Origin of the sequence: Pseudomonas deceptionensis, assembly GCF_900106095.1 — a bacterium.
Classification (GTDB): Bacteria; Pseudomonadota; Gammaproteobacteria; order Pseudomonadales; family Pseudomonadaceae; genus Aquipseudomonas; species Aquipseudomonas deceptionensis.
Genome location: NZ_FNUD01000002.1, coordinates 3,361,360 through 3,374,885 on the forward strand (window position 1 = coordinate 3,361,360; position 13,526 = coordinate 3,374,885).

At 56.8% G+C, this 13,526-nt stretch carries 15 protein-coding genes; 3 read left to right on the plus strand and 12 right to left on the minus strand.

Annotated elements, in window-relative coordinates; translation table 11 throughout:
* The first annotated feature begins 18 nt into the window (after positions 1-18).
* Positions 19-1,026, plus strand: coding sequence for a magnesium chelatase ATPase subunit I (locus BLW11_RS15345; RefSeq protein WP_048361979.1), 1,008 nt, complete (start codon positions 19-21; stop codon positions 1,024-1,026).
* A 110-nt stretch (positions 1,027-1,136) separates the two neighbouring features.
* Complete coding sequence (locus BLW11_RS15350) at positions 1,137-1,691, plus strand: vWA domain-containing protein (protein ID WP_241486183.1); 555 nt, start codon at positions 1,137-1,139, stop codon at positions 1,689-1,691.
* Positions 1,692-1,749: 58 nt separating this feature from the next.
* Here BLW11_RS15350 and BLW11_RS15355 read toward each other — a convergent pair whose 3' ends face one another.
* Positions 1,750-2,016 carry a hypothetical protein gene (locus tag BLW11_RS15355; RefSeq protein ID WP_048361978.1) on the minus strand — a complete coding sequence of 89 codons (267 nt, stop codon included), beginning with the start codon at positions 2,014-2,016 and terminating at the stop codon, positions 1,750-1,752.
* Positions 2,017-2,346: 330 nt separating this feature from the next.
* On the opposite strand from BLW11_RS15355, the gene BLW11_RS15360 reads away from it, so the two are divergent.
* On the plus strand, positions 2,347-3,672 hold the full coding sequence (locus BLW11_RS15360; protein ID WP_048361977.1) for a sigma-54 dependent transcriptional regulator: 1,326 nt from the start codon (positions 2,347-2,349) through the stop codon (positions 3,670-3,672).
* Positions 3,673-3,740: 68 nt separating this feature from the next.
* Here the strand turns inward: BLW11_RS15360 and BLW11_RS15365 are convergent, their stop codons facing one another.
* The 11 genes from BLW11_RS15365 to BLW11_RS15415 all read right to left on the minus strand — a co-directional run bounded on the left by BLW11_RS15365 (position 3,741) and on the right by BLW11_RS15415 (position 13,482).
* Positions 3,741-5,045 carry a transporter family protein gene (locus BLW11_RS15365; RefSeq protein ID WP_048361976.1) on the minus strand — a complete coding sequence of 435 codons (1,305 nt, stop codon included), beginning with the start codon at positions 5,043-5,045 and terminating at the stop codon, positions 3,741-3,743.
* 47 nt (positions 5,046-5,092) lie between these two features.
* Positions 5,093-5,833 carry a hypothetical protein gene (locus BLW11_RS15370; protein ID WP_048361975.1) on the minus strand — a complete coding sequence of 247 codons (741 nt, stop codon included), beginning with the start codon at positions 5,831-5,833 and terminating at the stop codon, positions 5,093-5,095.
* Between the two features lie 45 nt (positions 5,834-5,878).
* Positions 5,879-6,559: a C39 family peptidase gene (locus BLW11_RS15375; RefSeq protein WP_048361974.1), complete on the minus strand. Its 681-nt coding sequence runs from the start codon at positions 6,557-6,559 to the stop codon at positions 5,879-5,881.
* Between the two features lie 63 nt (positions 6,560-6,622).
* Complete coding sequence (locus tag BLW11_RS15380) at positions 6,623-7,396, minus strand: hypothetical protein (protein WP_048361973.1); 774 nt, start codon at positions 7,394-7,396, stop codon at positions 6,623-6,625.
* A gap of 69 nt (positions 7,397-7,465) precedes the next feature.
* The gene (locus BLW11_RS15385; RefSeq protein ID WP_048361972.1) at positions 7,466-8,041 is read right to left on the minus strand and encodes a hypothetical protein; all 576 of its coding nucleotides are present in this window, start codon (positions 8,039-8,041) and stop codon (positions 7,466-7,468) included.
* Position 8,042: 1 nt separating this feature from the next.
* Positions 8,043-8,483, minus strand: coding sequence for a hypothetical protein (locus BLW11_RS15390; protein ID WP_048361971.1), 441 nt, complete (start codon positions 8,481-8,483; stop codon positions 8,043-8,045).
* A gap of 386 nt (positions 8,484-8,869) precedes the next feature.
* Positions 8,870-9,406 carry an AAA family ATPase gene (locus BLW11_RS15395; protein WP_048361970.1) on the minus strand — a complete coding sequence of 179 codons (537 nt, stop codon included), beginning with the start codon at positions 9,404-9,406 and terminating at the stop codon, positions 8,870-8,872.
* Positions 9,403-9,966, minus strand: a complete 564-nt coding sequence (gene pnuC / locus BLW11_RS15400) for a nicotinamide riboside transporter PnuC (RefSeq protein WP_048361969.1) — start codon at positions 9,964-9,966, stop codon at positions 9,403-9,405. Before pnuC ends, BLW11_RS15395 begins: the two co-directional genes overlap by 4 nt.
* A gap of 517 nt (positions 9,967-10,483) precedes the next feature.
* Positions 10,484-11,200 (minus strand): DUF4225 domain-containing protein, encoded by a 717-nt coding sequence (locus tag BLW11_RS15405; protein ID WP_048361968.1) that lies wholly within the window; start codon positions 11,198-11,200, stop codon positions 10,484-10,486.
* Complete coding sequence (locus BLW11_RS15410; protein WP_048361967.1) at positions 11,197-11,682, minus strand: Hcp family type VI secretion system effector; 486 nt, start codon at positions 11,680-11,682, stop codon at positions 11,197-11,199. The genes BLW11_RS15405 and BLW11_RS15410 overlap by 4 nt, the downstream gene beginning before the upstream one ends.
* Before the next feature lie 192 nt (positions 11,683-11,874).
* A complete protein-coding gene (locus BLW11_RS15415) occupies positions 11,875-13,482 on the minus strand; it encodes an ArnT family glycosyltransferase (protein WP_048361966.1) in 1,608 nt (535 codons plus the stop codon).
* Positions 13,483-13,526 lie beyond the last annotated feature (44 nt).

Here is a 13,526-nt window from a genome sequence, read left to right on the forward strand (position 1 = left end):
GAATTGGAACCCGAAAACATGACTGACACCCCGCATTTCCCGTTATCGGCGGTGGTCGGCGCGCAGGCCTTGAAACTGGCGCTGTGCCTGACGGCCATCGACCCGAAAATCGGCGGCGTGCTGATCGAAGGCCCGCGCGGCATGGCCAAGTCGACCCTGGCCCGGGGCCTCGCGGACCTGCTGGCCAGCGGTCAATTTGTCACCTTGCCCCTGGGCGCCACTGAAGAGCGGCTGGTGGGTACCCTCGATCTGGATGCGGCGCTGGGGCAGGGCAAGGCGCAGTTTTCGCCCGGTGTGCTGGCCAAGGCCGACGGCGGCGTGCTGTATGTCGATGAAGTGAATTTGCTGGCCGACCATCTGGTGGATGTACTGCTGGATGTGGCAGCGAGCGGCACCAACGTGGTCGAGCGCGATGGTATCTCCCATCGTCACGCCGCGCGCTTCGTGCTGATTGGCACCATGAACCCCGAAGAAGGTGAATTGCGCCCGCAGTTGCTCGACCGTTTTGGCCTGAACGTCGCCATGAGCGGTCAGCCGCCACCGGCCGAGCGTGGAGAAATCATTCGCCGTCGGCTGGACTTCGATGCCGACCCTCAAGGTTTCTGTGCGCACTGGGCCCCGCAGCAGGACGCCTTGCGCGAACGCTGCCAGCAGGCACGTGAATTGTTGCACGGCATCGCCCTTGATGATCAGGCCCTGACCGTGATCACCGAGCGCTGCTTTGCCGCGGCAGTGGACGGCATGCGCGCCGATCTGGTGTGGTTGCGGGCGGCGCGGGCCCATGCGGCATGGCGCGGGGCAACGGCGATCAGTCTGGACGATATCGATGCGGTGGCCGAGTTCGCCTTGCGCCATCGTCGCCGCGAATCCACCGGCCAGGCACCTACGCCCGAGCCGCCGCAATCACCGCCGCAATCGAGCAGCGCATCACCCCGGTCCGGCCAGGGCCAGTGGGGCGAGTTACCGGCCCAGCCCCAGGCATCCGGCGCTCGCCGTGAAGTGCCGAGCTGGCCAAAAAAGCCTTAGGCATTCGCCCTCGACCGGCAGAGGGGGCGGATGCCAGACCCCAGGCAGGCCAGCTCAGTACGGGCAAGCAGGGCACCTGTCGCAGTGCCGACAACGGGGCGGTTGATTGGGTGAAGACCTTGCTCGGCGGGCGCCCGCGTCAGCGTGCCGATCTGGCATTTAAAACCCGGCAAAGCAGCGCACAGGAACTGTGGCTTGTGGTGGTGGATGCGTCCGCCTCGACCCGTCGCCATCAGGCGCTGAGCGATGCCAAGGGCGTGTTGGCCCAGCTGTTTGAGGATGCTTATCGCCAGCGTGCCCGGGTGGCCGTGATGACGGCCAGCGGGCATGCGCCGCAGTGGCAGGTCAGTGGCTCGAAGGCGTCGAAAGCCCTGGATGAATGGTTACAGGGTTTGGGTGCAGGAGGCGGTACGCCGTTGCTGGAAGCGTTGCGCGAGGTGGCGAGGTGGCTCGATGGTCGGCGCAAGCAATTTCCACAGGAACAGCAGCGCTTTTTGTTGCTGACCGATGGTCGTTTGAAGGAGTGGCCGGCCTTGCCCGCGATTGACTGCCCGGGGCTGCTGATCGATATCGAGAGAGGCCCGATTCGTCTGGGCCGATCCCGTCAGATGGCGCTGGAGCTCAATGCAGAATACCTGCATATCGACGGGTTGAATCTGGTGTAGAGGCTGAAAGCAAAATGGGGGAGCGAGGCCCGATCCCCCACGTCAGCTGTAAAGCTGATTAAGCCGGCATTACCCAAGGCTGCAGCGCGTAGCCTTCGCTGCTCAGCTCGGCCCGGGCTTGTGCCAGCAGGCTTTCGAGTTGGGCGGCATCTGCGCAGGCGCTGCGCGGGATCTGTTTGCGGCCGATACGGGTACTGGTGCGGTCGATAACGGTCAGGCTCAATTCGCCGTGGCCGTCCTGTGCAGCCCAGGCAACGCATTGAAAAGGTTCAAAGGCGTGGCCGGCAATCAAAAGAGCTTCGTTGAAACGGAGCGGGGCGTTCATAGGGTCGTCTCTCTGGTGTGCCCATCAAGTGATTAACCGTCGGCTGGGCTTACCGTTCGGTTGGTTACTTGTACTGATGACTTCTGACCGGCATCAGGTCACACACTTTCGTCACTTTTTTAAAAGTATTTTCACCCGACTGATCCAGATCAATTTTTGACGTGCCTGCAAACTTTGCCCCCATTCATTTGGGTGCGCACAGTTTAATTGGCTATTAACGTTATAAAGAAACGATCCTGAACGCGCCCACAGTCTTGCTAAGGTTACGCTTGAGTCGAACAAGGGACTGTTTCTATTGCTTTTTTATTTATTTGGCGCCAAGGAACAGTCATGCTCACGATGTCATCTGCGCGACGTCTGCTGGTCGTGGAACCCTGTGAAGATTGCCATGAGTTGCTCCCCGGGCTGCGAACGCTGGGCTGGGCCGTAGACAGTTGCAGCCTGGCAACTGTTGTTGATCGAGCTTGCGACGTAGGGCTGTTCAGGTTGCAGCCTGCTCATCTTGAGCGCCCCGAAGCAGTGAAAGACATGATCAGCCGCAGCGGTACCGAGTGGATTGCGGTGCTGACCCCGGATGTCCTGAAACTGAGGAATGTGGGGGATTTTGTCTGCGAGTGGTTTTTTGATTTTCATACCTTGCCCTTCGATGTTTCCCGGGTACAAGTCACGCTCGGCAGGGCCTTCGGCATGGCGCGACTGCGTGGCCGGGTGGTCACCCACGCCGACAGGCGGGTAGATGAGCTGCTGGGTGAAAGCACGAGCATGCGCAACATGCGCAAAATCCTCGGCAAGTTCGCGCCCACCCAGTCACCTATCCTGATCCGGGGTGAAAGCGGTACCGGCAAAGAGCTGGTCGCCCGTACCCTGCATCGCCAGTCCTTGCGCAGCACCATGCCCTTTGTCGCGATCAATTGCGGCGCCATCCCGGAGAACCTGATCCAGTCAGAACTGTTTGGTCATGAGAAAGGCGCCTTCACGGGCGCCCATCAGCGCAAGATCGGACGTATCGAGGCGGCCCATGGTGGCACGCTGTTCCTGGATGAAATCGGCGACCTGCCGCTGGAACTGCAAGCCAATCTGCTGCGCTTTTTGCAGGAAAAACACATAGAAAGGGTCGGCGGCAGCCAGCCCATTCCTGTCGATGTGCGGGTGCTGGCGGCCACCCATGTGGACCTCGAGGCCGCGATTGTGAGCGGGCGTTTTCGCGAAGACCTGTACTACCGGCTCAACGTTCTGCAAGTGATCACGGACCCCTTGCGTGAGCGTCATGGTGATCTGGCCATGCTGGCCAACCATTTTGCCAATTACTACAGTCTGGAAACCGGTCGCCGCCCCCGCACTTTCAGTAATGACGCCCTGATTGCCATGGTTAATCACGCCTGGCCCGGCAATGTACGCGAGCTGGCCAACCGTGTGCGCCGGGGGCTGGTTCTGGCGGAAGGGCGCCAGATCGAGGCCCATGACCTGGGGCTGGAGTCGCGCCCGGCCTTTGCGGGCACCATGGGTACCCTGGAAGAGTACAAGGACCGGGCGGAGCGTCAGGCGTTGAGCGAGGTGCTGGACAGGCACGGCGATAATCTGAGCCTGGCCGCCAAGGTGCTGGGGGTTTCGCGCCCGACGTTTTACCGGTTGCTGCACAAGCATCACATCCGCTAGCCCCATCCAGAAAAACAAAAGGCCCGCAGTGCTTGAGCGCTGCGGGCCTTTTACTTTTATCGGTTTTTTTAGAAGTAGTACGGGAATTTCAGGCTGAAGGTAAAGTCCGGCGCATCTTCCGTCAGGCCAATCGACAGGTTTGGCACAATGGTCAGGTTGTCGGTGGCAGCAACTGTCATGCCGACGTTGAAGTAACCCGCGTTGGCATCACTGGTAGTAACTGTTTGCCAGTCCCCGCCGTCCTGCTTGAGCTTGCTCTTTTTCTGAATCAGGTCAGACACCGAGAACGACATACTCATTTTCTCGTTGAGCGCAAACGCCACACCTGCGCCAATCTGGAAGCTGTCACCCAGTTTGACCTTGCCCGGCTGTTTCAGGTTGTTGGTTGAGCTGATATCGCTAAACGACTCTTCGAGGTTGTGGGTGTACGACAGGGTTCCGAACAGTACGGCCGGGTCGAAGGTTTTAACCACGGAGACGGCGGGGCTGATCGACCACACGCCATTACCGGTCGGCAGGTCTTCAGGGGTGAAGACGTTGGTGTTATCAACCGATTGAACCAGTTTGATCCCGAACGGGTCTTTGCCGGTAGGGGCCTTGACCCGTACGCTGAAGACCGCATCAGGTGTATTTACCGATTCGTCGAGGAACTTGTAAGCCACGCCAAAGTTGACGTCGCCAATGGTCGGGTCGCGGGTGACGGTTTGTTCTGAAGTGGCTTGAGCATCACCGCCGTTGGCACCACCGGACTGGTAAGTCGACTCGCGATAGATCACGGGTACGTTCACGTCGAACTGCCAGCGGTTATCCAGGTTGTAGCGGCCGGTCAGGTCCAGAGTCCAGTTGTCTGCCTTGATGCGATCAAGGTTGAGGTTGCCCAGGAAAATCGAGTCAAGGGCCAGGAAGCCATTGAGTATCAGCTGACGTGTGTCATAGCGCGAATACGTGATGCCGGTTTCGAGGCTGAACTTGCCACCGCCGAAAAATCCGCTGGCCTCATCGTAAAGGTTGACCACGCTCTGGGCGGGTGCTGAGTCATCCTTCAAGGACTGCCCGTAAGAGCTGCCGCCTGCAGCGCTTGCAGCGCCACCTGCTGCGCCACCGCTGGCTGCGATGACTCCCTGGTTGCCTTTCATGTCGGCCGGAGATTTGGCCAGACGCCTGGGGGCTGGTGCTGCCGGTTGGTCTTCAACTTGACGAACCCGTTGTTCAAGCACAGCCAAGGCTTTTTGTTGTTGGTCGTAACGTTGGCGAAGCTCCAGTAGTTCTTTTTTCAGTAGCTCTACATCACCATCAGGCGCTGCATAAAGCAGGGCTGACGGTAGAAGAGTGCTCATACATACGACTGCGCGAAAAGTTAACGTTCGATGCATGAAATAGGCCGCCCAGAATAGATCGAGTTGTAAGACGTTAGCCTAGTTCAATATCCCATGTTGCGAAGACCTTTTAACGGACTAAGGTTGCAATCGAGCGCCCCTGAACTTGGCATGTTGTTGCGCAACACGACATTAAGCTGGGTGAGGTTATTCACCGAGTTGCCTCCACCCAACAGTGTTGTGCTCTGTAACACGCCACCTTGAGCGATTTGTTGCAATGAACTGCCCTGATTGTTATTGGCCTGGATTGCCACCTGGACACCACCGCCCGTAGCGGAAACGGTCAGATTGCCTGCTGCGCTTGTTTGTGTGATGGGGGTATTGGCGCTCAGCAAGACGCCTTGCTGGTTCACCACTGGGGCCTGGTTGGCCTCGCTGACATTGATGTCGACGTTGTTGTAGGCCGTGTTGTTGTCGCCAGCAGCCCGCACGCTCTGGGTTACGCCCTGGCCGGTGGTCAGCCCTGTGCCACCTGTCACCGAGCCGGTGCCTGCAGAGACCGGTGCGCCACTGCCGGCGGAGCTGTAAGTAGAGACATAGAACCGGGGTTCGACGGTATTTTGCATGGTCATGGTCGTCGAAGCGCCCACAATCCCGCCGTTACTGCTGGTCCATGTACTGTTCATCACAATGCCAAAACTGATGATCCGGCCCGGCATGACAAAGCGTCCGCGTAACTGAGACATTTCCGAGTCTTTCAATTCGACCGGTTTAAAGGTCGAGGCCGCGTGGGCGGGGAGGCTGCCCGCAAGGCATGCGGCAATCAGCCAATAGTGAGTTTTCATGTGTTGCTCCAGGAGCGTCTGGCCCCGTCGCCATGATTGGCACACCTAAAAAAAGTCGCTTTGGATAAACCCGAAGTCCATCAGCTCTGCATCTTTGACCGGGCTGAAGCTGTCCAGCTGGTTTTTTGCCGTTAGCGGAGCAGGGGGCGTCAGTAGCGCGTTGGTTTTGTCGTAGCCGGGGCCGATGACAGCAAACACGATGCCATTCCAGCCCTTGAGGAAATCTTCATGGGAATAACGCTTGTGGCCCAGCACCGGATCGCCGATGTAGACCCAGTCTTTCTGGGTGCGTTGCAGGACGACAAAGTGCTTGTAGCCACGTATGTCCAGCAGCACCACAACAGGAATGTTTACACTTTCAAGGCTCTGGGCCGGGATCCTGTAGCCCCGTGCGCGCATGCCGATGCTTTCGACGTAACGCTTCATGTCGAGCATGGAAAAGCCTTGGGTGCGTACCAGGTCCTGATCTGCGTTTTGCAGCATCCCCTTGATAATCTGGTCTTCGTCGACATCCAGCCAGTAGGCCTGGCGCAGTACGGTGGCAAGCGCCGCGGCACCACAACTGAAATCGGTTTTTTGTTCAACGATGTCTGTGAAACGGCGCTCACGGATGCTCTGCACCTGCTTGAACACCAGATTGCCGCCAGGCATGGCAGCGATTGGCATCTGTGCCGCCTGGGACATACCGGCCAGGCAGAGCATTAAGGAGAGGGCAGCAATACGCATGATGAATACGCCTTGGGGTAGAGAAAGGGTCTCGTAAACGAGACCCTCCTTTAGCTGTCGCGATTACATGCAGACTTTGCAGCCAGCAGCGATGGACAGAGAGTTGCTTTGTTGGTTGCCCACACCCGCTGCGATGTTGGCACCACCATTACCCGACATGCCATTGAACGAATGGTCCATGGTGGCGTTGTTCACAACAGGGGTATTGTTGTGGTGCGAGCTTTGGCCCCAGGTATTGACGTTGCTCAGATACGACGCACCGGCTTCGTTGATCACCGACAGGTTGTTCGAGGTTTGGTTGGCGGTTGCGCCCGCGCCTGCAATACGGCCATTGGATACGGCGATGGCCAGGTTGTTTTTCTGTTGGTTGAAGTCACCAGCAGCCACGTTTATGCCCACATTGCCTGAGCTGCCATTGCCTGAACTTTCCAGCTTGGCGTTATTTTGTGTGCCGTAGTTGTGGTCGTTGTTATGACTGTTGGTCTGGGTTGCGCTGGTCAGTGATGCGGCGGTACCAAAGACGAACGTTTCGTCAGCGGTTGCGATTGCAACGGCGTTGTCTTGTTGGTTGCCCGAGCCGGCTGCGGCGTTGACACCCATGTTACCTTCAGCCCCTTTGACGGAGTCTTTTACGGTAGCGGTGTTTTTGATCGCTTTGTTGGTCACTTTGTTGTTGTGACTGTTTTGCACGTCAATCACAACAGCTGCAGCCCCCGCATTAGGGTCCATTGTGTAAGACGGTGGAGGTGGTGGGCCATCGTTGTGAGCATATGCGGCTACGGACAGAAGTGCGGCCATAGCAAAAGCCAGAGGTTTCAGAGCGCTTGACGGTTTCATGATGTTTCTCCGTGCTTCAATAGTGAGTTAAGTGTTGGCACTTTCTAATTGCACTACGTTGCTCTCGGGTCAGTCAGCAACCCGTATGTTGAGGGTGTTAGCCATGCGGTTCCCCACCCCTGCACTCTGGTTCAACTGCACCACCCCGCGGCTGCCGGTGAAGGCCTGGTCGCCTGTCACGACCTGGCGGCTGCCGCTGGTGGGGGGTGCAGTGCCCGAGTCTGGTATCAGCGCCACGTTCTGCTGTGACAGGACGCTGTCGTCTATGCCTTGAGGCTGGGCACTGATGCCTATCCGCACTGCATTGACCATTTGGTTGTTGGCACCGGCCGACTGGTTGATCCCGATCACGCCGGTGCCATTACTGAATGAGTTGCCGAGAATTGCTGCCTTGGCATTGAGCGAAGGATCGGCAGGGGTATTGATTTTTTGGGTGACGGAGGTTGAGGCGTGTGCCGAGGTGCCGAGGGCAACCGCCCGGACGTTGACTTGCTGCTGCTGATCGCCGGCCGCCTGGTTGATCGTGACGTTGCCATGAAAATCAGCACCGGAATTGTTGATCTCGGCGTTGTTATCGGAGGCAGCCATTACGTTGACACTGGCAAGCAATGCGGCAATCAGTACGGGCAGTCGGCGGGCAGTCATGTTATTTCCCCTGGCTCAACACTGAGAGTGGGCGCATGCCCTGTTCGATGCTGTTGCCTATCGTGTTGGATATAGTGCCGCCACTGCCGCCGCCATGGCCGTTGGTCATGCCTGGCAGGCCGTTGCTGTTGTTGAGCCCGGGCAATGAATTGGCGTGGGGGATGATGATGCGGTTGATCGAAGCACCGGTGCTCACACCGGCAAAGTCACCATCAGTGAGCTCACCGGTTACACCTATCACTTGTGCGGAAGGGTTGGCATTGACGGTGCGCGGATCAGGGTCGGGATGCATGGGCGGGTTGCCCACCGCATAGGGTTGAACCGTACGTGTCACCACGATCTCGCCATTAGGAGCGGCCTGGACGACGCTGCACAAACCCATCAAGGCGCTCAAGCTACAAACTGTCAGCAAATAATGGTTACCGCGATAGAGGTGACGCATGTTCGTGCTCCCTTTATTCGACGCTGGCCCTAGTCAGCGTATTAAGGAGAGAGCAGAAGCTGTGCCACTTCTTGTTTAACCTTTAAAAACAACAGCTGTTGCAACAGTGTCGTTGTGTGCACCGACAAGTGTGTCTCAAACGTGAGACGCACACACACCCGCTTGAATAAGCCTACGGTCAGGCGGGCACACTGTTTTAATGCTTTATCGGGGCGTGTTTCACGGGCTTTACACTAAACCGGAAAAGGCGTGACCTCAGTGTTTTAGCGGCTTTGGCGCCGAGTGACTGTTTCAGTAATGGACAACTTCAGGGTGCTGAAACCTTTAACTTGCAGGGCGAAAAGTTCAAGGTTTCAAGTGCCATTACTAAAAGACTAATACTTTGTTTATAAGTTTCTTGCGGGGGCAATTAATTGTTTAACCGCTGCAAAAGCCTGTTGCTGTCGAGCCTGCCAATCGCCATTAACCACCTGTACGGGTTGTTGGTGGCGATCGAGCCATTGTGCACTGGCGTTGAAAAACGCCTGACGTTCAGCCAGCGAGGGTTGGCAGCGTTGACCGTCGGGTGTCCACTCCACGCCCTCGGGCGACAGCAGCAGGTGCAGGTCGTAATGGCGGCTTAGCAGTTCGGCTTCCAACCAGTCAGGGCAGTCGTCAAACAGGGTCTGGCTCCACAGCATGTTGCTGAGCAAATGGGTGTCCAGAATCAGCAGCTCGGGCTGTTGGCTCCGTGCCTGATCTTCCCAGTCAAGCTGACCACGGGCGATCGCCGGAATGTCTGCCAGGCAGGTGTCCCGAGGGTTTTGTTCGATGAAGTAACGGACGTATTCGCCCACCAGAATGGCGCCGAAGTGCTGCTGCAATTGCGCAGCCAGCCAGCTTTTACCACTCGACTCCGGCCCTGCCAGTACCAGCACCTTCATGTGCGCAGCGCCGGGTCGCGGTGCCAGTCACGCCAGCCTTGAATGGCGATGATCGCGAACAGGGCGTACAGGCCCGCCGTCCCGTACAGATCCTGGTAAGCAAAGAAACCGATATAGAGCACGTCGATCACACACCACAGTGCCCAGCACTGCAGGCGTTTTTGGGCCATCCACACTTGGGCGACCAGGCTGAAAGCGGTCAGCGCTGCATCCTGCCAAGGGAACTGGGAGTCGGTCCAGTGCGCCATCGAGGCGCCCAATGCCAGGCTGCCCACGGCGCCGATAACCAGACCCAACCCCACGTGCAGGGATCTTAACCGGGTTACGACGCGGCCTTCATGTTGCTCGCCTGCGCGGGTCCACTGCCACCAGCCATAGACTTGCAGCAGGGCAAAAAACACTTGCAGCAACATGCCGGAGTACAGCTTGAGGCCGAAAAAAATCCAGCTATAAAGCAGCACCATCACCAGACCAATGGGCCAGCACCAAGGGTTCTGCTTGACCGTCAACCAGACGGCTATCACGCCGAGTGCGGCGGCAAACAGTTCGAGCCCTGACATTGGGATTCCTTGGATGAGAGTGAAGGGCGGGGATTGTACCTGCAGCGGGGATGGTTGTGGGTTTGATAGGCCGCAGTGTGAGGCTGCGTCCGGCTGCGCAGCAGTCGTAAAGTCTGCTTCCATGGTTAAACAGACATATTGTGTATTCCGGTTTTGCGACCGCTGCGTCGCAGTGGCTCACCAACTCGAACGCAGGTTCGTTCCACTCCTAGCGTTTACTGTCGTGAAAACCAGCGTTTTCGTTCCCATTCAGCCGGAAATGTAGAGATATGGACAAATATCATAACAAGGGATAACCAACCCATTACGGCATTATCGACATGCCCCATAAATGGTAAAGTGCTGTCTCGCACAAAAAAATTGTGAATGGTCGCACACAGTACGTTGTAGCTCCCAACCCCCCAGAACTTAAAAGCGGAATAACGACGACCTGACCACGCGTAGTACGCCCAAAAGGAAGGCCAGTATAAAAGCACCGTTATAAGTATAAAGACGGGATAAAAAATAAAGTTACTCATTAAGGCGTGTCACACGCGCCATACACAGTGCTTGCAGTTATAACGTCCGCAAATCTATCGAAGAAGAACCCTCTGCGCGTAGCGACCTTATACCCTCTCACATAGTCCGTCTTCACATACCTGAACAAACGCCAGGCATCGGGCTTTAATACCATTTTGCCAATGCCGTAGGCTGACGAACTCAAGTCAACCACCCCATAAGCAACATCGGCTTCACAATTACCTTTGCCCAGCATTCCAGAAGCGGCGCGATAACCGGTTCTAAGTGGCCCCACGGTATCGGAACGGTTTTTGACAAGGTTATGAACGCTTTCATAGCTGTTGTTAGCGCCGTTGAGCATCATGGGCACGCCCGCAAATAGACACAGCGTACCCATCGAGGCGTAGCAAATACCTGCCCCCGCAGCAAACTGAAGTGCTCCCGAAATAACGCTTGCTCCTCTTAAGGCAACCTCTCTAGCCTGGATAAGCAAACTGTTTTGCTCATCCTTAAGTGCTTTCAATCCCTCTTCAGGGGTCTTTTTCCCCTGCGACACATCATTAACAATGCTTTTGGCGTAATAAGCGACTTCGCGGTTGAATTGCAAACGCAGCGTGCCGTCTTTGATGTGTCTAACACCTAATGTGCTGGCTTGGCTGCCAAGTTTTGCAGCGGCCGCACTGACCATCCAGTAATCACAGCTACTAGGTATGCAAGGTTCGTTAGCTGATTTCATTCGTCATTTCCCCACGTGCTGTAGCCGCTGGTGCCAGCTATGTGGTGGGTCCACGTGATATCTCGATAACGGATGGCTATGTGTTCTTGTGGTTCGGCGTCGTTCTGCAAAATCGCGTGAGGCATTTCAAGTGTTAGATCAGCAATAACCCCGCCATTGATCGAAACTGAATAGAACTTTTCCTGTAGGCCAAAAGAAGAGACACGATAGAAGTTGATTGTGCACTTTATCTCTTCTCTGGATGAGAGTGCTTGAGCGAGGAGCGGAGAGGCTTTATCAACGTTTTTGGTAATAAAAATTGGACGATGTGTTGGCTTGTTAATATTGCCGATATTGACCATGTTGTGAGTGTAAGACAGCACCATTATTTCGTCGGTATGCCCTGACTGACACTTGTTGCCAATAGAGTCTTGGCTTGAGCAGCCAGCTGAAATCAAACCTTGAGCGTTGCCTGCAATAGTCATGTATCCGTGGGTAGCCATGTATGCAACTCCTGATTGCCAGCCCGGTAGTCTAAAGTGCAGAAGACTGCCGGGTCGTAGGAGGCATCTGAAAGGTACGCAAGATGTGTCTAGATTGGGCACTTGCAGTACTGGTCCAACTCTCAAGCAGGTGGGTACTCTGCGCGACGAGATTTTGCGTTTTGTCTCGACAGCCGTTACCCACCCCAGTGATCAACGCATATGCAGCAACACGTAATCGTTTTTATCGAAGCGGCCACTGAGTGCCGGTGCGATGTTGCCCAGTTCACTGCCTTGCAGGGCCTCGTAATCCTTGCGGTCCATGACGATCCAGACCGGGGCTGGCAATGCGCTCAGCTCTGCTGGCGATTGCGTGAACAGCGGTAGCAGGTCGCGGTTCACGTTGACCATGAACTTGATGGCCTTGGCGTCTTTGCCCATGCCGTGCAGTACCAGCGGTGCCGGTGCCTGGTCGATCAACTGCATGGTTTTTTGAGTGAATGCGCGGGTGTCGTACAGGCTGCGTTCGGCCGGTTCATACACCATGATGTAGCTGCTCCACAGCGCCAGAACCGCACACGCCGCCAACCCGGCCATGCGCCATTGGGCTTTGAAGAGCAAGCCCACAGCCAGCAGCTGCAGAACCGCCAGCACCATGAAAGTGCCGTTCAATGCAGGCAGTTGCTCGCCAAAACGCGAGCGGGCAACCAGTAACCCGGCAATCAACAAGCCCGGCAACAGCAGAAAGATGCCTTGAATGAAGCCGCGTAAAACGCCAAACACCCGGCCCTGCATCACTTGAAACGGATACGCTGCAATGATCGCGACCATTGGCATCATGGGCAGCAGGTATCGGGCTTTCTTGGCTTGAGGAATCGACAGACCGATCATCACCACCAGAGCGGCTGCAACGCAGTATTTGACCAGTTGCAGGGCCGGCCCGGACTGTTTGCGCCCGGCAACCAGGATCGCCACCAGCACGGCGATCGCCAGCGGGTAAGCCAGCGCATAGTTGCCCATGGAGCTGGTGAAGTAATACAGCACGCTGCTTGCGCCTTCGGTGCCGTCCATGCGCCCGGTCACCTGCATGCGGATCACTTCATGGACAAAGTCTTCGCCACCACTGATCCAGGCCAGCATCAGCAACGTGCCGATGCACAGCACCAGCAGAACCAGAGCCTGGAGCCCGAAGGTGATCAGTCGGCGCCACTGGCCGTTAAGCAGGTAGAAACTGCAGACAATACCGGTAGGGATCACCAGGCCGATCGGGCCGCGAATGGCAAACCCCAGTACCAGCAGGGCCAGGAGCAAGAAGTACCGGCGAGGCGCTCCGAAGTGCTCGTGGGAGTAGGCCAGATAGAATGCGCTGAAGCTCACGGCTGCGAGCATTTGGTCCAGCGAAACAGCTCGGGTTTCAGTTACAAAGGTCATGCTCAGCAACAGCAAGGCCACGCTGACCAGGGCCCAGGTGCTCGATTGCGGTGCGATCAGGCGATACATCAAGGTGACCAGTGTGGCGCTGGCAAATGCAGTGGGCAGCCATGCGGTCAGGCTGGTGACCTTGCCGAGGGGCAGCGACAGTAACCAGGTCAGCACGGTCGAGGTTGCGCTGTAGTCAGCGTAGGGCTGGCCATAGGTGGTCGGAAAGAAACCGGGGCCGTGGCGCATCATCTCGTTGGCAAACATGACAAAGCGCGAATCAAAGCCGATCGCTGCCTCTTGATGATTGCCCAGGATAAACAGCACTAATGCCAGTGCCCCCAGAATCAGGGAATGCCTGCGCTGTGTCAGCAAGGCTATGCGGTTGAAGTCGGCAGGCATGTCGAGTCTCCTTGACTCAATCTACGAACAAAAAAAACGCCGCC